The following is a 19,570-nucleotide window of genomic DNA, read 5'->3' as shown; positions in this document are numbered from 1 at the left end:
ATCATGCCGATCCAGTATCGGCAGATTTCCTGTGGAGCTCCCCCATGTCGCGCATTTTCTCCCGCTGGTTACCGGGTCTGCTGCTGACGGCGGCACTACCGGTTCTCGCCCAGACCCAGGACCAGAACCAGGCCGAAACACCGGAATACGGTCCGGAACTTCAGGGCTTCGAGTATCCCTACACGGTCAAGCACTTCGCCTTTGAGTCCCAGGGCAAATCCCTGCAGATGGGTTACATGGACATTGCCGCCCAAGGCAAGGTTAACGGCCGCAGCGTGGTGCTGATGCACGGCAAAAATTTCTGCGGCGCGACCTGGGACAGCTCGATCAAGGCGCTAAGCGAGGCCGGTTACCGGGTCATCGCCCCGGACCAGATCGGCTTCTGCACCTCCAGCAAGCCGGAGCACTATCAATACAGTTTCCAGCAACTGGCGACCAACACCCAGCTACTGCTCAAGGCCTTGGGCATCCAGACCGCCGCCCTGCTCGGTCACTCTACCGGCGGCATGCTCGCCACCCGCTATGCGTTGCAATACCCCGATCAAGTCGAACAACTGGCGCTGGTCAATCCCATCGGCCTGGAAGACTGGAAAGCCCTCGGCGTGCCGTATCGCACGGTTGATCAATGGTACGAACGCGAGCTGAACGTTACGGCGCAAGGTATCCACGACTACCAACGCAGCACCTATTACGATGGCCGCTGGAAGCCGGAGTTTGATCGTTGGGTGAACATGTACGCAGGCCTGGCCAAAGGGCCGGGCAAAACAGCGGTGGCGTGGAACTCGGCGCTGATCTACGACATGATCTTCACCCAACCGGTGTACTACGAGTTCAAGGACCTGAAAGTGCCGACCCTGCTGCTGATCGGCACCTCCGATACCACGGCCATCAACAAGGACATCGCACCACCGGAGGTCAAGGCGAAAATCGGTCATTACGACGTACTCGGCAAGCAAGTGGCGAAACTGATTCCACAGTCGACGCTGATTGAATTCCCGGGCCTTGGCCACGCGCCGCAAATGGAGGAACCGGCCAAATTCCATCAGGCGTTGCTCGACTGGCTGAACAAAACCAATCCCGTTCGTTGATGAGGTAAGGCTGATGGCGGTGCAGATTGCGGTGATCGATGACTGGCAGGACGTGGCTCGCGACGTGGTGGACTGGTCGGTGCTGGACAGCATCGGCCAGGTGAGTTTTATCCATGACTACCCGGCCGACAACGAAACCCTGGCCGAGCGGCTCGGCGCATTCGAGGTGATCTGCGTGATGCGCGAGCGCACCCGGTTCGACGAAGACCTGCTGCGCCGCTTGCCCGCACTCAAACTGCTGGTCACCGGCGGCATGCGCAACGCCGCCCTGGACCTGAAAGCCGCCGCTGCACTGGGCATTCAGGTGTGCGGCACCGACAGCTACAAACATGCCGCCCCCGAACTGACCTGGGCGCTGATCATGGCCGCGACCCGCAACCTGGTGGCCGAAGCCAACGCTTTACGCGCAGGCTTTTGGCAACAAGGGTTGGGCGGCGATCTGCAGGGCAAGACTCTGGCGATCCTTGGTCTGGGCAGCATCGGTCAACGGGTCGCCCGGTTCGGGCAGGTGTTCGGCATGCGGGTCATCGCGTGGAGCGAAAACCTGACCGCCGAACGGGCTGCCGAGGTCGACGTCACCTATGTCAGCAAACAGGAACTGTTCGAGCAGGCCGATGTGTTGTCGGTCCATCTGGTGCTCAGCGAGCGCAGCCGAGGGCTGGTGGATGCACAGGCACTGGACTGGATGAAACCCACGGCATGGCTGATCAACACTGCCCGCGGGCCGATTGTCGATGAGCCGGCGTTGATCAAGGCACTTCAGAAAAAACGCCTGGCGGGTGCTGCGCTGGATGTATTCGAGCACGAGCCGTTGCCCCGCCACCATCCTTTCAGAACGCTGGACAATGTACTGGCCACGCCTCATGTCGGGTATGTCAGCCGGCAGAACTACCAATTGTTCTTTTCGCAAATGATCGAGGACATACAGGCTTGGGCGGCTGGGGAGCCGGTTCGGCTGCTGGGCTGAGACCGCGTTATCGTTCATCGCGAGCAGGCTCGCTCCCACATTTGGCTTTGCTTCGTCACGCATCCTGTGTACACCCGAGATCCAATGTGGGAGCGAGCCTGCTCGCGATGAGGCCCTAAAACTCACCATACCTCCCCAAATTCTGCGCACCACAATGGCGCACATAACCTCCCATCACGCCCGATTATCGTGACTTCCTGGTCCCGATTTGACCCGCACCAGAAAATAAACCTGCTCTTCGTCGGTGCGTCTCCCCGCAAAGCTCTATGCCTGTACCCTCTTTTGACCGATTGTCGAACAATTTCACCCATTGGCCGCCCCCGCTCTAAGTTCTGGCCTAGACTGATTTTCGCGGAGTAAAACCGGCTGGTCATTCGGTGAAAATAATCGAAACTTTTGGTACTGGCCTCGTGTCAGGTTAAAGGTAGGGCCACAGCGACTGGTGCATTCCTTGCAACAGCCACTTCACCCATTCTGCTTCAGCGCATGGGCAGCACTTGCTCACCGATGCGTAGCGCGTTTGCGCCCGGCCACAGGATTTGGCCACGAACACCGTTTGTGCCAGACCTAGAATTAGATCAACAACACGGGAGATTCATATGATCAGTGCGGCTTTAGATATCCAGGGAGAACGTGCTCATCAGCAGGTCGGGGAAACGAGCACCGTCGGTGTCCTCAATGCCAAATCGGTCAAAGCGCCGACCCCCAAGACGCTGGCACCGGTAGCCAGTCAGAATCCCAACAAGAAGAGAGTCCTGTTCGTCACCTCGGAGATTGCCGACCTGGTAAAGACCGGAGGTCTTGGCGACGTTTCCGCCGCACTGCCCCGGGCCATGGCGCATCTGCACGATGTGCGTGTGCTGATCCCCGGTTATCCGCAAGTGATGAACAGCGAAAACCCGATTCATATCATTGGGGAACTGGGCGGGCACGCAGCATTGCCGCCCTGCAAGATCGGGCGCATGGACATGCCCGACGGCCTGGTCATTTACGTGTTGATCTGCCCTGAATTGTACGAGCGCGAGGGTTCACCCTACGGCGCCAACAACGGCCGCGACTGGCCGGATAACCATATTCGCTTCGCCCGGCTAGGCCTCGCAGCGGCCGATATCGCCGCCAACCTCGCCCAAATTCACTGGTGCCCGGATCTGGTGCACGCTCACGACTGGCCGGCTGGCCTGGCCCCCGCCTATATGCACTGGCGCGGTCAACGCACCCCGACCCTGTTCACCATTCACAACCTGGCATACCAGGGCGTCACCAGCCTCGGCTCGTGCCCGGAACTCGGTATCCCCATGCATGCCTTGCAACAGGAAGGCATGGAGTTCTACGGCAAGATGTCGTTCCTCAAGGCCGGCATGGCCTACTCGAGCCACATCACCACCGTCAGCGCCACCTATGCCCAGGAAATCACCACGCCTGCCTTCGGCTGCGGCCTCGACGGTTTTCTCGCCGCCAAGACCCAGCAAGGTTTGCTCAGCGGAATTCCCAATGGCATTGATGAGAGCTGGGACGCAGCCACCGATCCGCACCTGTTCCACCCGTTCGGCATCGGCGATTGGGACGGTAAAGCCGTGAATGCCGCGCACGTTCGCAGGCTTTTTGACCTCGAAGATTCTGAAGGTCCACTGTTCGCCGTGGTCTCGCGGCTGGTCTACCAGAAAGGCCTGGACCTGACCGAAGCAGTGGCCGAATACATTGTCGACAACGGCGGGCAAATCGCGATCATCGGCCGTGGCGAACCGGAAGAAGAACAAGCCATGCGTGAATTGGCATTGCGCTTCCCCGGGCAAGTCGGCGTGCACATCGGGTTCAATGAAACCGACGCCCGACGGATGTTCGCCGGCAGCGATTTCCTGCTGATGCCTTCGCGTTACGAACCCTGCGGCCTGAGCCAGATGTACGCCCAGCGCTTCGGTTCATTGCCGGTGGCGCGCAATACCGGTGGCTTGGCCGACACCATTGAAAACGGCGTGACCGGTTTCCTCTTCGACGAATCCACGGTGGAGAGTTATCGCGAAGCCCTGAGCCGCGCGTTCAAGGTGTTCGCCTTCCCGGGTCTGCTCAACGCGATGCGTTGCCGGGCCATGGCGGCGCCTTTCAACTGGTGCCAGGCAGTCGAACCCTACGCCGAACTCTACGAAAAACTGGTGACTAAAGCGCTGGGAAAATCGGGCAAACAGTAAGAGGCTTTCAACGATGCCGTTACGGACCCTTGAGACCTGGCCCCACGGCGCAATCATGCTGGACGCAGAACACACGCGTTTTGCCTTGTGGGCGCCAGATGCGTTTTTCGTCAGTCTCGAACTGGAAGATGGACAATCCCTGCCGCTGCTGCCTCAGGCCGATGGCTGGTTTGTGATCAACACCCGCTGCCCCGCGGGTACCCGCTACCGCTACAACATCGATGGCGAACTGGAGGTGCCGGACCCGGCCTCCCGCGCTCAGGCGGGCGATATCGACAGTCCCAGCGTGGTGGTCGATCCCCTCGCCTATCAATGGCAACACAGCGCCTGGCAGGGTCGGCCCTGGAATGAGGCGGTTATCTACGAATTGCACGTCGGTGCACTCGGCGGTTTCAGCCAGGTTGAGCAGCATTTGGAACATCTGGTCGAGTTGGGTATTACCGCTATCGAACTGATGCCGCTGGCGCAGTTCCCCGGCGAGCGTAACTGGGGCTATGACGGGGTTTTGCTTTACGCGCCTCAAGCCTCCTACGGCTCGCCCGAACAACTCAAACACCTGATCGACACGGCCCACGGCCATGGTTTGGCGGTGATTCTCGACGTGGTCTACAACCACTTAGGTCCCGACGGCAATTACCTGCACCGCTACGCAAAGAGCTTTTTCCGCGAAGACCAACACACGCCGTGGGGCGCGGCGATCGACTTCCGGCGGCGCGAGGTGCGCGACTTCTTTATCGACAACGCGCTGATGTGGTTGCTGGAGTACCGCTTCGACGGCCTGCGCCTGGACGCGGTGCATGCCATCGAAGACCCGGACTTTCTTCAAGAGCTGGCGCAACGGGTGCGGCGGCAAACCGATCCGGCGCGACACGTGTGGCTCATGGCGGAAAACGAGCACAACCAGGCCAGCCTGCTGGAGCAAGGTTTCGACGCGCAGTGGAACGACGACGGCCATAACGCCCTGCACGTTCTGCTCACGGGTGAAACCGATGCCTATTACGCCGATTATGCCGAGCAGCCCACCGAACAACTCGCCCGCTGCCTGAGCCAGGGCTTTGTGTTTCAAGGCCATATCACCCGTCTCGGTACGGCGCGCGGTGAGCCGAGCGGTCACTTGCCGCCCACGGCCTTCGTGCTTTTTCTGCAGAACCACGACCAGATCGGCAATCGCGCCTTTGGCGAGCGCCTGCATCAACTGGCCCATCCTGATGCCCTTTACGCCGCCACCGCGTTGTTGCTGTTGTCGCCGATGATCCCGCTGATGTTCATGGGCGACGAATTTGCCGCCGAGCAACCGTTCCTGTTCTTCACCAGCCACCACGGTGAATTGGCGGAACTGGTGCGCGAAGGACGACGCAATGAGTTCGCGGCGTTCAGCGCCTTTGCTGACCCGCACAAACGCGAGCAGATTCCCGACCCGAACGCGACGCAAACCTTCGAAGCGTCACGGCCGACACTGACCACCAGCCGCCAATCGCCGATTTACGCTCTGTATCGCCAACTGCTGCAGATCCGCCACCGACACATCATCCCGCACCTGCCCGGCGCCCAGGCGCTGGGGGCGCAGGTACTGGCCGAGGGCGCGGTGACGGCGCGCTGGCGGCTGGGCGATGGCAGTCAGTTGCGCATTGACCTGAACCTCAGCGATGCACCCGTGGTCCACACCCCACAGGCCGACGCGACATTGCTGTTCGAACACCCGCCACAATCGGCCGGTCTGTTGAATCAGGGCATGCTTGCCCCGTATTGCGCGCTAGTCAGCCTCACGGCCGCAGCCCCTTTGCTACCCCCGGATGGAGAGCGCCCATGAGCAATGCGCAACTGGAAATACTGGCCAGCCGAGCAGGCTTGGCCGTCGACTGGATCGACGCCAATGGTCGCCCACAGAAAGTGACTCCGGCGGTGTTGCGCTCGGTGCTCAGCGGACTTGGCCATCCCGCCAACACTGCCCAGGAGATCGACGCCAGCCTGCTGCAATTGCAGGAAGTGCAACAAACCCGGCACCTGCCACCGCTATTGACCTGCGACGTGGGTGTTGGCCTTGATTTGGCCCACTACTTCGAACCGCAAACTCCGTGTGAAATCCATCTCGAAGACGGCTCACGGATTAACTTGAATCTCGATGACAACGCTGTGTTGCCCGGCCTGGTGCCGGTGGGTTATCAGCACGTCAGCATCGACGATCAGTCCTTCACCCTGGCGGTGGCGCCCCAGCGCTGCTACAGCGTGGGCGACGCGGTTGACAGTCAAAACCCGCGCGCCTGGGGCCTGAGCGTGCAGTTGTACTCACTGCGCCGTCCCGGTGATGGCGGTTTCGGCGATACCCAAGCCCTCGAAGATCTGGCCCGGGTGGCCGGCGAACGAGGCGCCGAAGCGTTGGCGATCAGCCCGCTGCACGCGATGTTCAGCGGCGACACCCAACGTTACAGCCCTTACTCGCCGTCCAGCCGTTTGTTTCTCAATAGCCTGTACGCGGCGCCCGGTGCGATTCTCGGTGAGCGTGCCCTGCGCACCGCGATCGATGCCACCGGCCTTGCCACTGAGCTCAAGCACCTGGAAAAACTGCCGCTGATCGACTGGCCCACCGCCGCCGAAGCCAAGCACCGCTTGCTCGAAGCCTTGTACGAAGGGTTCACCCACGGCGAACACCCTTTGCACCCGGACTTCAGCAGTTTCCGCCATGCCGGTGGCGAAGCACTGGAAAATCATTGCCGCTTCGAAGCGATCCAGGAAGCCCGTGCGCGGCGCGGTGAAAGCCTCGATTGGCGCGAGTGGCCCGAGCAATGGCGTGATCCGCGCAGCACCGCCCTGGCGCATTTTGCCGAAGAAAACTCGTCCCGCATCGGTTACTACGCATTCTGCCAATGGCTGATTGCGCGCAGCCTGGAACGCGCCCAGGCCGCCGCCCGCGGTGCCGGCATGGGTATCGGCCTGATCGCGGATCTGGCCGTTGGCGCTGACGGCGGTGGCAGCCAGGCCTGGAGTCGTCAGGACGAATTGCTCACCTCGCTGACCGTGGGTGCGCCACCGGACATCCTCAACCGTTCCGGCCAGGGCTGGGGCATTTCCGCGTTCTCCCCCGAAGGTCTGGTGCGCAACGGCTTTCGCGCGTTCATCGAAATGCTGCGGGCCAACTTCGCCCATGCCGGCGGCCTGCGTATCGATCACGTCATGGGCCTGCAACGTCTGTGGGTGATCCCCAACGACGCGCCGCCCAGCGACGGTGCCTACCTCTATTACCCGGTGGACGACCTGCTGCGCTTGCTGACCCTCGAATCCCATCGACATCAGGCCATCGTCCTCGGCGAAGACCTCGGCACCGTGCCCGAGGGTTTGCGCGAGAAACTCATCGCGCGCTCGATTCTCGGCATGCGCGTGCTGCTGTTCGAACAGGACAATACTCACTTCAAGCCGATTCTCGATTGGCCGGACAACGCCCTGGCAACCACCAGCACCCATGACCTGCCAACGCTCAATGGCTGGTGGCATGGCCGCGATATCGATTGGAGCGCTCGCTTGAATCTGGTCGACGCCCCGGGTGAAATCGAATGGCGCCAACACCGTGAACGCGAGCGCGAAGGTTTGCGCCGGGTGCTGAGCGAGGACCCGCAGAATTTTCGCGAAGAGTCCCACGAAACCGATCAGGTGCTCGACGCCGCCGTCCGCTTCCTTGGTCATACCCGCGCGCCGCTGGTATTGCTGCCAATTGAAGATGCGCTGGGTATCGAACAGCAGGCCAACCTGCCCGGCACCACCGACACCCATCCCAACTGGTCGCGCAGGCTGCCCGGCGACAGCGAAGCCCTGCTCGATGATCCGGACGCCGCCCGGCGCCTGGAACTGCTCGCCTGTGCGCGACTTCAGGCGGCCGAGCGTGACCAATGAATCAACCGTTCAACCAACCGCTGCGGGCGACTCTGCGGCTGCAATTTCATAAAGGTTTCACTCTGGATCAGGCGGTGCCGTTGGTGCCGTACTTCGCCAGCCTGGGCATCAGCCACGTCTATGCCTCGCCGCTGCTCGCCGCCCGCGCGGGGTCCATGCATGGCTACGACGTGGTGGATCCGACCACCGTCAACCCTGAACTGGGCGGCGAAGCGGCATTGCGCCGTTTGGTCGATGCGTTGCGCGAACAGAACATGGGGCTGATCCTCGATATCGTGTCCAATCACATGGCCGTTGGCGGTGGCGACAACCCTTGGTGGCTCGACTTGCTGGAATGGGGGCGCCTGAGCCCTTACGGCGAGTTCTTCGACATTCAATGGCACTCGCCCGACCCGTTGATGGAGGGCCAATTGCTGCTGCCGTTTTTGGGCAGTGATTACGGCATCGCCTTGCAGGACGGCACCCTGCCCTTGCGTTTCGATGCCCGGCGCGGCGCCTTTTATGTCGAGCACTACGAACATCACTTCCCGATTTGCCCCACGAACTACGGCGAACTGCTCAAAGCCGATGATCAATTGAATGCCGAGCAAGTCGAGCAGCTCAAATCCCTGGCAGACCGCTTCAGCACTTTGAGTTATCAGACCGACGCACACAGCTTGGCGATTCCGCTCAAAGCCGAGCTGCATGAACTCGCCAGCGATCTGGCCATTCTTCACGCCATCCAACACACCCTCGGCACCTACGACTCGCTCACCCCCGAGGGTTTCCAGCGCCTGCATAACCTGCTCGAGCGCCAGAGTTATCGCCTGGCCAGCTGGCGCACCGCGGCGGACGACATCAATTGGCGGCGCTTTTTCGATATCAATGAACTGGGCGGCCTGCGGGTCGAACGCCCGGCGGTGTTCGAGGCGACCCATGCAAAAATCTTCGAACTGGTGGCCGAAGGTCTTGTCGATGGGCTGCGCATCGATCACATCGATGGCCTCGCCGACCCGAGGGGTTACTGCCGCAAATTGCGCCGCCGAGTCGATCGCCTGGTCCCGGACCGACACCTGCCGATCTACATCGAGAAGATCCTCGGCGAAGGCGAAACCCTGCGCCGCGACTGGTCCATCGATGGCAGCACTGGTTACGAATTCATGAACCAGTTGTCGTTGCTGCAACACGACCCCGAAGGCGCCCAGACCTTGGGTGAACTCTGGAGCCGGCACAGCGAACGGCCCGCCGATTTCCGTCAGGAAGCACAACTGGCGCGCCAGCAGATTCTCAATGGCTCCCTCGCCGGGGATTTCGAAAGCGTCGCCCACGCCCTGTTGCAAGTGGCCCGGGACGATCTGATGACCCGGGACCTGACCCTCGGCGCGATCCGTCGGGCCCTACAGGAACTGATCGTGCACTTCCCGGTGTATCGCACTTACATCAGCCCGCTGGGCCGAAACTGCGCCCAGGACGAAATGTTTTTCCAGCAGGCCATGGACGGTGCAAGGCAAACCCTTGGCGAAGCCGACTGGCCCGTGCTCGATTGCCTGTCCCGCTGGCTCGGCGGTCAACCCTGGCGCAAACACCCGGTGGGCCGCCCACGCAAACTGCTCAAGCATGCCTGCGTGCGCTTCCAGCAACTGACCTCACCGGCGGCGGCCAAGGCAGTGGAAGACACCGCGCTTTATCGCTCGGCGGTGCTGCTGTCGCGCAACGATGTCGGCTACAACACCGAGCAGTTCAGTGCGCCGGTTTCCGACTTCCATGCTGCCTGCGTCAATCGCCTCGCCGAATTCCCCGACAACCTGCTCGCCACCGCGACCCACGACCACAAACGCGGCGAAGACACCCGCGCGCGGTTGGCGGTGTTGAGCGAGCGCAGCGCCTGGTACGCCGAACAGGTCGAACACTGGCGAACCCTGGCCGCCGAATTGCGCACTGAACCCGGTGCACCCTCGGCGGGCGATGAGCTGATTCTCTATCAAGCGATCCTCGGCAGTTGGCCGCTGGAGCTGCGCAGCGATGATCAGGTGGCGCTCGAGAACTACGCCCAGCGCCTCTGGCAGTGGCAACAGAAAGCCCTGCGCGAAGCCAAGTTGCAGAGCAGCTGGAGCGCACCCAACGAGGGATATGAACAGGCGACCCATGGGTTTCTCGAGCGCTTGCTGCTCAGCCCCGAAGGCCAGCCACTGCGCACGGCCATCGGTGCGGCGGCACAGAGCATCGCCGCCCCGGGCGCGTTGAATGGCTTGGCGCAAACCTTGCTGCGAATGACCGTGCCGGGGGTTCCGGATCTCTATCAGGGCAACGAGTTCTGGGACTTCACGCTGGTCGATCCGGACAACCGCCGGCCGGTGGATTACGTCAGCCGTCAGCAGGCCATGCACGTACGGTTGGACCTGCCCGATCTGTTGGTGAACTGGCGTGATGGGCGCATCAAGCAAAGCCTGATCGCCCAGACGTTACACCGGCGTGCCGAGCATGCCGGGCTGTTTCAAAAAGGGACTTATCAAGCCCTTGAAGTCCTTGGCAGTCAGGCCCACCGGGTACTGGCGTTTGCTCGTGAATGGCAGGGAAAACGGGCTATCGTGATAGTACCTATACGCTGTGCCGAACTGCTGGAAAACAGTGCCGTACCACAGATTGACGCGCCGCTCTGGGGCGATACACGGGTCACATTGCCGTTCGCCGTCCCTGAAGAAAATATGAGGGGACTTTTTGCAAGCGTCATAGTCACAAAACACAGGGAGCTGATGGTCAGCGCCGCGCTGGGGGATTTCCCGGTCAATCTCTTTATCCAAACTACCCAAGCTTGAGTTCAGTTCAGGAGCATTGCGATGAGTACCGACGATAAACGCATCCGCGAATTTGCCTATCAAATCTGGGAATCCGAAGGAAAACCCGAAGGCCAGGAAGAGCGCCATTGGGAGATGGCCCGCAAACTGGCCTACGCTGAAGCCCAAGCCAAAGCGCTGGCACCTGGCAAGTCATCGAAAGCTGGCAGCAAAAGCCTCGGAGCCAAGTCCGCGGTCGGCAAGCCCGACGGCAAGCTCAATGCCAAAAGCGTCGAACCCAAAACCAAGGCCAAAGCCAAACCCTCTGCTTCGACAGTGACCCCGCTTGGCGAAAAAAACGTCGAGAAAAAGCCACGCGCTGCGCGCAAACCGCCAACGACCTGACGCGTTTATCGCCTTGCCTCGCTTGATTTGTGGCGTGTCTCTCGCCACCGAGGGCGCGCTCGCCCTCGAAAAAAACCAGAGCCACGGTTCATCGCAGTCGAGTACCGTCACCCCATGCAGGAGCAACTATGAGCAGTCCAAAGAAAACCGCGCCCGAACCTCGTGCCGAGGCTTCGCGAATCCGTGAAGGCTTGCCCTTCCCGCTAGGCGCGACCTGGGATGGCCTGGGGGTCAATTTCGCGCTGTTTTCGGCTAACGCGACCAAGGTCGAACTGTGCATCTTCGACGATTCCGGCGAGGTGGAACTCGAGCGTATCGAGTTACCGGAATACACCGACGAGATCTACCACGGCTACTTGCCCGACGCCCACCCGGGGTTGATCTACGGTTATCGCGTGTACGGTCCTTATGACCCGGCCAACGGTCATCGCTTCAACCCCAACAAGCTGCTGATCGATCCCTACGCCAAGCAATTGGTCGGCCGATTGAAATGGTCCGAAGCGTTGTTCGGCTACACCATCGGCCACCCTGACGCGGACCTCAGTTTCGATGAACGGGACAGCGCGCCCTTCGTGCCCAAATGCAAAGTGATCGACCCGGCTCACACCTGGGGTCATGACCATCGTGTCAGCGTGCCGTGGGATAAAACGATCATTTATGAAACACACGTACGCGGTATCAGCATGCGTCACCCCTCCGTCCCCGAGAACCTGCGTGGCACCTTCGCCGGGTTGATGGTCGATGACGTGCTGGAACACATCCGCAAGCTCGGCGTGTCGACCGTGGAATTGCTACCCATTCATGCCTTCGTCAATGACCAGCATCTGCTACACAAAGGCATGACCAATTACTGGGGTTACAACAGCATCGCGTTCTTTGCCCCGGACCCACGCTACCTGGCCAGCGGCAAGATCGCCGAATTCAAGGAGATGGTCGCGCACCTGCACGAGGCCAATCTGGAAGTGATCCTCGACGTGGTCTACAACCACACCGCCGAGGGCAACGAACAAGGCCCGACCCTGTCGATGCGCGGCATCGACAACGCCTCTTACTACCGCTTGATGCCCGACGACAAGCGCTACTACATCAACGACTCCGGGACCGGCAACACCTTGGACTTGAGTCACCCGTGCGTGCTGCAAATGGTCACCGACTCCCTGCGTTACTGGGCCACGGAAATGCATGTGGACGGTTTCCGCTTTGACCTGGCGACCATTCTTGGCCGCTACCACGACGGTTTCGATGAACGTCACAGCTTTCTCGTGGCCTGCCGTCAAGACCCGGTGCTGCGTCAGGTGAAGATGATTGCAGAAGCCTGGGATTGCGGCCCCGGGGGCTATCAAGTCGGGAACTTTCCGCCGGGTTGGGTTGAGTGGAATGACAAATTCCGCGACACCGTGCGCGCGTTCTGGAAAGGCGACGACGGCCAACTGGCGGACTTCGCCAGTCGCATGACCGCCTCCGGCGAGATGTTCAATCAGCGTGGCCGGCGGCCGTATGCCTCGGTGAACTTCGTCACCGCCCACGACGGTTTCACCCTGAACGACCTGGTGTCGTACAACGACAAACACAACGAAGCCAACGACGAGAACAATCAGGACGGCAGCAACAACAACCTGTCCTGGAACCACGGAGTCGAAGGCCCCACTGACGACCCCGAGATCAACGAGCTGCGCCAGCGGCAAATGCGCAACTTCTTCGCCACGTTGCTGCTGTCCCAGGGCACGCCGATGCTGGTGGCCGGCGATGAGTTCGCCCGCACCCAGGAAGGGAATAACAACGCCTATTGCCAGGACAGCGAGATCGGTTGGGTCAATTGGGACCTGAGCGAAGACGGCAAGGCCCTGCTCAAGTTCGTCAAACGCCTGATCAAATTGCGCCTGGCCTATCCGATCCTGCGGCGCGGGCGTTTTCTGGTAGGCAATTACAACGAAGACATCGGCGTCAAGGACGTGACCTGGCTGGCCCCGGATGGCAGCGAAATGTCCACCGAACAATGGGAGGAAGGCCACGGTCGTTGCCTGGGCATGCTGCTTGATGGCCGCGCCCAGGAAACCGGCATTCGCCGCAAGGGGGCCGACGCGACCCTGCTACTGGTGGTCAACGCCCACCATGACATCGTCAACTTCTTGCTACCGGAAGTGCCTGACGGCGGTTTCTGGACCTGCATGATCGATACCAATCAACCCTCGATTCGTGGCCAGGAACGTTTCGAGCTCGGTCACGAATATTCAGTCACCGGCCGTTCGCTGCTGCTGTTCGAACTGCAGCGCGAAGAAGACGAGTAAAAAAGGAAGCAATCCATGTGGGAGCGAGCCTGCTCGCGATAGCGGTGGCACATGCAGCATCAATGTGACTGACAGACCGCTATCGCGAGCAGGTTCGCTCCCACAGGTTTTTGCTGACTATTTGCGACACCTGACACAGCTTGGATTAAAAAAACCGTATCCGACCAAAGGCTGGGGCGACGAATAGCGTTCCATGAGCAATACTCTGCCCGCAGCAATCCAGGGTTCGGAGCGCTGCAACTGCTATTTACCCCGCCTTCACGGGTCTGCCGGGCTTGCTCCCTGCAAGTAATGCGCATGACTGAGGGCAAGACAGAACAAGGAAGTAGCGCCTATGAAATCGGTTTCCATCACTGAAAACAGTTTGCCAGCGCAGATCTGGAACAGCGCCCCGCAACTGGACAATATCCCTGTCATCAACACCGAAACGCTGGTCCCGGCCGGCGCGCGCGCGGTAGTCATCGCGCCGCATCCCGGCGATGAAGTGGTGACCTGCGGTGGCCTGCTGCAATTGCTGTGCGCCCTTGGTCATCCTCTGCAATTGATCTCGATCACCGACGGTAGCGCCAGTCATCCGGGGTCACGGCAGTGGTCGGAAAAACGCCTGAGCGTGTTCCGCGTCCAGGAAAGCGTCGAAGCCTTGCGCCGGCTCGGGTTGCCGATGCACAGCCTGAAATGGATTCGCGGCGGCTTCACCGACAGCGGGTTGGGTGAGCGGGAGTCTGAATTGATCCAATTCATCGTCCGCTACCTGCGCCCTGGCGATGTGGTGTTCAGCACCTGGCGCGAAGACGGCAACCTCGACCACGATGCCGTCGGCCGGGCCTGCGCCAGGGCCGCGGCGCTGGTCGGCGCGACGCTCAACGAAATACCGGTCTGGGCCTGGCATTGGCCGACACGCGATCACGGGCTGATCCCTTGGCATCGCGCACGCAAGGTACGCCTCGACAACTGGACCGTCGCGCGCAAAAGCCACGCCACCTACGCCTACGCCAGCCAACTCGCCGGCGAGCCGGCAATCGGCATCGCCCCAATGCTGCCCCCGGTGATACTGGAGCGCATGCGATTGCCGTATGAAATTGTGTTTGTATGAATCATTCGGGGAGTGCCTTAGGCGAGGGGGCTTGTCGGAACGCCGCATCGCCCCGTTCGGCTGCGAAGCAGTCGCAAAGCTTTTGGGGCCGCTTCGCGACCCAACGGGGGCAAGCCCCCTCGCCACAAAAGCCCCCTCGCCACAGTAGTCCGCTCCCACATTGGATTGGCGTCGCTCAAACTGAACTGCTCGTCCGTGTATCAGTCGCATGGAAACAGCAGCCCTGATTCAGAGGAGTGAACGTGACCAGCGATGCCGAACGACAGGCCGTCGAATCAATGCCACCGAACACGCCTCCGGCGATTCATCGACTGAGAGTGCTGACGGTCAACACCCACAAAGGCTTCACTGCCCTCAACCGGCGTTTCATCCTCCCGGAACTGCGTGAAGCGGTACGCAGCACGTCGGCAGACCTGGTGTTTCTGCAGGAAGTAGTCGGTGAGCACGACCGGCATTCTTCCCGTTACAACGATTGGCCACAGACCTCGCAATACGAGTTCCTGGCCGACAGCATGTGGAGTGATTTCGCTTACGGTCGCAACGCGGTCTACCCCGACGGCCACCACGGCAATGCCCTGCTGTCGAAATACCCGATCCGCGAATTTCGCAACCTCGACGTCTCGATCACCGGCCCCGAGCGGCGTGGGTTGTTGCACTGTGTGCTGGATGTGCCGGGGCATGCCGAAGTGCATGCCATCTGCGTGCACCTGAGCCTGTTGGAAAGCCATCGACAACTCCAGTTGCAGTTGCTCTGCCTCTTGCTTGAGTCGTTGCCCGATGACGCCCCGGTGATTATTGCCGGCGACTTCAACGACTGGCAGTTGCAAGGCAATGCCGCCCTCGCCCGACGCGACTACCTGCATGAAGCCTTTGAACGCCATCATGGCCGGCCGGCGAAAACTTACCCGGCGCGTTTTCCCCTGCTGCGCCTGGACCGGATCTACCTGCGTAATGCCAGCAGTCATGAGCCGCGAATACTCGGCCACAAACCCTGGACGCATCTGTCGGACCATTTACCGCTGGCGGTGGAAGTGCGCCTGTAACACCGTCAAATGGCAGTCGCCAAGGACTGCCAACTCTGACAGAAAAAATGACAGCAATGGCGCGCCGACGCCGTTTGTTTATCCTGCACTGGATCATCCGCCAAACAACCGATAGCCCCCTACCCAACGCGTCTGGCTCGCGCCTTTCTGGATGATTTTTTGCACAAACAACAACTTATATACGCGCCAAAAATCAGTCACTTACAAAGCCTAAAATAGACTTACCGCTTATCGGCCACTTTCTTGACGCAGCGTCAGCAGTCTTCTTAGCTAGTGCTTACTACCCCCGGAAATCCATCAGGGGCAAGCCTCCAGACTCCTGTAAAAACGGGCGGGTCTGACCTTGCCTCAATCCATTCGGTCGCCCCTCATTCGGGGTAGGAGAGACGCCAAAGCGAGATACGCATGCGATTGCAAGGTAGACCCCCATGAAAACTTCGTTCACCCCACAAGAGATCAGAATCACTTTTTGCACGGTCACGAGTTCATTACTGCTGTGCTCATCCATGGAGGTGCAGGCCGCGTCTGCCGAGGACGAAACAACCCCTTTGTATAACCAGGAGTTACCTGGCCTCACCTTACCTGCCGGCGCCCCCCCCTATCCCGGCCGTTCACGCGTCAATCCAGACTTACAAAATTCACGCCTGACGGTTGAAGATGCCTCGCCTTCAGCCTGGGACCACGTCTACGGAAAGACCTCACGGCAGGCCCAAACCGACTCTCTGGCCCAGGGTTCTTCTATCCCCGGCGCCAGCGAATTCAAAGGCCCGGCGGTGCTGACCGTAGAAAGCAACAGCGGCCATACCCAACGGGTTGGACTGATCGGCGGCACCACCCAATTCCAGGGCAATGACAACGGCCTGCTGACCAGTCGCGCCCTTGCCGACCCCGGCCATGACACGCTCAACCTTCAAGGCCAAAGTCTCGGCGCCTACTGGAGCCTGACCGGCCCGCAAGGCTGGCACGTGGACTTGTCGGCCAGCGGTGGCCGGGTCAACGGTTACAGCCGCAATGACCAAGGCGCGCGACAAGCCGCCGAAGGCAGCGCGGTGACGTTGTCGGTGGAAGGTGGTTTCCCGATTGGTCTGGGTAATAACTGGGTGATCGAACCCCAGGCACAATTGATCAATCAACGCATTACGCTGGATACGCCCTATGCCGGTTCTGGTAATGCGTCATCCAGCGACTTGATGTCCTGGAGTGGTCGTGTCGGTGCACGCTTGAAAGGCAGTTACGATATTAACGGCCTGCCCGTCGAACCGTATGTGCGCACCAATGTGTGGCACACGGTGTACACCGGCAATACCGTGAGCCTGGATCAGGTCGACAAAATCAGCAGCAGTCGCAAATCCTCGACGGTGGATGTGGGTCTGGGTTTGGTGGCCAGAGTGACGCCTTTGGTCAGCTTTTATGTCAGTGCCGATTACAGCAGTGATGTGGATGACAATGATTTGAACGGGTTGATTGGCAGCCTTGGGGTGCGGATGCGTTGGTGAGTGCATGATTCAAGAAGCGCTTTGTTCGGTCTGGCCCCTTCGCGAGCAAGCCCGCTCCCACATTGGATTGTCGTCGTACACAAAACCAATGTGGGAGCGGGCTTGCTCGCGAATGGAGCGACGCGGTTTTAGATCAACCCTCCGGACGCAAAATCAACACTGCCAACGGCGGCAGGTTCAACTCCAGTGAGAGCGCCTGGCCATGGCTCGGTTCTTCGTCGGTGAACACCCCGCCGCCGTTACCGTAGTTGGACCCGGCATAGGTGTCCGCATCGCTGTTGATCAACTCGACCCAACGCCCGGCAAACGGTACGCCGACGCGGTAGGCCTGTCGCGGCACCGGGGTAAAGTTGGCCACCACCAACACCGGCCGCCCGTCCTTGCTCCAGCGCAGCCAGGCGTAGACGCTGTTGACCGCATCGTCGCCAATCAACCACTGGAAGCCTTGTGGGGCATCGTCCTGATCATGCAGTGCCGGCTCTTCGCGATACAACCGATTCAGGTCACCGACCAGTTTGCGCACCCCTTGGTGTTCCGGGTATTGCAGCAAATACCAGTCCAGTTGCTGATCGTGATTCCACTCTCGCCACTGGCCGAATTCGCAGCCCATGAACAACAGTTTCTTGCCGGGATGCGTCCACATGAAACTCAGATAAGCCCGCAGGTTGGCAAACTTCTGCCAGCGATCGCCGGGCATCTTGTCGATCAGCGAATGCTTGCCATGCACCACTTCATCGTGAGAAATCGGCAGGATGAAGCGCTCGGACCAGGCATACACCAGGCCGAAACTCAGCTCGTTGTGATGATGGGCGCGGTACACCGGATCCTGCTGAATGTAATGCAGTGAATCGTGCATCCAGCCCATGTTCCATTTATAGGCAAAACCCAGCCCACCCTGTTGCGTGCTCTGGCTGACACCCGGCCACGCCGTGGATTCTTCGGCAATCACCAACGCGCCCGGCGTTTCCAGGGCCACCACATCGTTGAGATGGCGGACGAAATCAATGGCTTCCAGATTCTCCCGACCGCCGTGACGGTTGGGCACCCATTCGCCGGCCTTGCGCGAGTAATCTCGATACAGCATCGACGCCACTGCATCCACGCGCAGACCATCGACGTGGAAATGCCTGAGCCAGTGCAACGCCGACGCCAGCATGTAGCCATGCACCTCGGTGCGGCCCAGGTTGTAGATCAGCGTGTCCCAATCCTGGTGAAAACCTTCCTGCGGGTTGCCGTACTCATACAACGCGGTGCCGTCGAACTGCGCCAGGCCGTGGGTGTCGGTGGGGAAATGCGCCGGCACCCAATCGAGGATCACGCCGATCTCGGCCTGGTGACAGGCATTGACGAACGCGGCGAAGTCATCCGGCGTTCCGTAGCGGGCGCTCGGGGCGAATTGCGACAACAGTTGATAACCCCAGGAGCCACCGAACGGATGCTCCATGATCGGCATCAGTTCGATGTGGGTGAAACCCAGCTCCTTCACATAAGGAATCAGCCGCTCGGCCAACTCGGGCCAGGTGTACTGACGGGCGACCTCGCCCAGGTCATCCAGCTCGCATTGCCAGGAACCGGCGTGCAACTCGTAGATCGACAACGGTGCGCTGGTTCGCTGACGCTCGCCCCGCGACTGCATCCAGGCGTGGTCCTGCCAGTCGATTTTCAGCGGTGAGGCGACTTTCGATGCCGTGTCCGGTGGCAAAGCGGTGGCAAGGGCCATCGGGTCGGCCTTGAGCGGCAGAATGCCGTGGGCGCCGAGGATTTCGTATTTGTAGGCCTCCCCCGCTTGCAGGCGCGGAATGAACAATTCCCAGACGCCGGAAGGGTGGCGCAAACGCATCGGATGCCGGCGACCGTCCCAGACGTTGAAATCACCGACCACCGAAACCCTTCTGGCATTCGGCGCCCACACGGCGAAGCGCACGCCATCCACGCCATCGACCGTCTTCAGCTGCGCGCCGAGGCAACTGCTCAGGTCGCGGTGATTGCCCTCGGCGAACAGGTACAAATCCATCTCGCCGAGTAACGGGCCAAAGCTGTAAGGGTCCTCGGCGAGTTGCTCGCCACCGGCCCAACGGGTTCGCAACAGATAGGGCCGGGCCCCCTCGAAGTGCCCGACGAACAGCCCCGGGGTTTGGGTGGTCTCAAGGCTGCCGAGTTCCTCCCCGGACTCTTTGTCCACCACCTGCACGCTCAAGGCGTCCGGTAGATAGGCTCGAATGAACTGCCCGCCGGCGCCATCGCCATGCGGGCCGAGAATTGCAAAGGGGTCTTGGTGCTCGGCGCGTACCAACGCATCGATATCCCGCGCCCTGGGTAGCAGCGCCTGTCCCACATGCCCCTGTTCCTTGTTCGAGATACTCATG

Annotated in this window: 12 protein-coding genes; 11 read left to right on the top strand and 1 reads right to left on the bottom strand. The window is 60.6% G+C overall.

The window, feature by feature from the left end; all coding sequences use genetic code 11:
• Positions 1–44: 44 nt before the first annotated feature.
• The 11 genes from AB7M29_RS17395 to AB7M29_RS17345 all read left to right on the top strand — a co-directional run bounded on the left by AB7M29_RS17395 (position 45) and on the right by AB7M29_RS17345 (position 17,204).
• Complete coding sequence (locus AB7M29_RS17395) at positions 45–1,088, top strand: alpha/beta fold hydrolase (protein ID WP_217854771.1); 1,044 nt, start codon at positions 45–47, stop codon at positions 1,086–1,088.
• 13 nt (positions 1,089–1,101) lie between these two features.
• A complete protein-coding gene (locus tag AB7M29_RS17390) occupies positions 1,102–2,055 on the top strand; it encodes a D-2-hydroxyacid dehydrogenase family protein (RefSeq protein WP_454247388.1) in 954 nt (317 codons plus the stop codon).
• 599 nt (positions 2,056–2,654) lie between these two features.
• Positions 2,655–4,241 carry a glycogen synthase GlgA gene (gene glgA / locus AB7M29_RS17385; RefSeq protein ID WP_217854769.1) on the top strand — a complete coding sequence of 529 codons (1,587 nt, stop codon included), beginning with the start codon at positions 2,655–2,657 and terminating at the stop codon, positions 4,239–4,241.
• A gap of 13 nt (positions 4,242–4,254) precedes the next feature.
• Positions 4,255–6,051 (top strand): malto-oligosyltrehalose trehalohydrolase, encoded by a 1,797-nt coding sequence (treZ, locus tag AB7M29_RS17380; RefSeq protein WP_454247387.1) that lies wholly within the window; start codon positions 4,255–4,257, stop codon positions 6,049–6,051.
• A complete protein-coding gene (malQ, locus tag AB7M29_RS17375) occupies positions 6,048–8,126 on the top strand; it encodes a 4-alpha-glucanotransferase (protein WP_454247386.1) in 2,079 nt (692 codons plus the stop codon). Before treZ ends, malQ begins: the two co-directional genes overlap by 4 nt.
• Entirely contained in the window at positions 8,123–10,921 is a 2,799-nt protein-coding gene (locus AB7M29_RS17370; RefSeq protein WP_454247385.1) for a malto-oligosyltrehalose synthase, read from the top strand. Before malQ ends, AB7M29_RS17370 begins: the two co-directional genes overlap by 4 nt.
• Before the next feature lie 21 nt (positions 10,922–10,942).
• A complete protein-coding gene (locus tag AB7M29_RS17365; RefSeq protein ID WP_454247384.1) occupies positions 10,943–11,284 on the top strand; it encodes a DUF2934 domain-containing protein in 342 nt (113 codons plus the stop codon).
• Positions 11,285–11,412: 128 nt separating this feature from the next.
• Complete coding sequence (gene glgX, locus AB7M29_RS17360; RefSeq protein WP_217854764.1) at positions 11,413–13,572, top strand: glycogen debranching protein GlgX; 2,160 nt, start codon at positions 11,413–11,415, stop codon at positions 13,570–13,572.
• Between the two features lie 334 nt (positions 13,573–13,906).
• Positions 13,907–14,665 carry a PIG-L deacetylase family protein gene (locus AB7M29_RS17355; protein WP_217854763.1) on the top strand — a complete coding sequence of 253 codons (759 nt, stop codon included), beginning with the start codon at positions 13,907–13,909 and terminating at the stop codon, positions 14,663–14,665.
• 242 nt (positions 14,666–14,907) lie between these two features.
• Positions 14,908–15,708, top strand: a complete 801-nt coding sequence (locus tag AB7M29_RS17350; protein WP_052963430.1) for an endonuclease/exonuclease/phosphatase family protein — start codon at positions 14,908–14,910, stop codon at positions 15,706–15,708.
• A gap of 428 nt (positions 15,709–16,136) precedes the next feature.
• Complete coding sequence (locus AB7M29_RS17345) at positions 16,137–17,204, top strand: autotransporter domain-containing protein (RefSeq protein WP_454247383.1); 1,068 nt, start codon at positions 16,137–16,139, stop codon at positions 17,202–17,204.
• A gap of 133 nt (positions 17,205–17,337) precedes the next feature.
• On the opposite strand, the gene glgB is transcribed toward AB7M29_RS17345, so the two are convergent.
• Entirely contained in the window at positions 17,338–19,569 is a 2,232-nt protein-coding gene (glgB, locus tag AB7M29_RS17340) for a 1,4-alpha-glucan branching protein GlgB (RefSeq protein ID WP_454247382.1), read from the bottom strand.
• Position 19,570: the final 1 nt, after the last annotated feature.

Source organism: Pseudomonas sp. F-14 TE3623, from assembly GCF_053629015.1.
The sequence above is the reverse complement of the archived record's forward strand: the minus strand, read 5'-3'. Positions and strand labels throughout refer to the sequence as shown.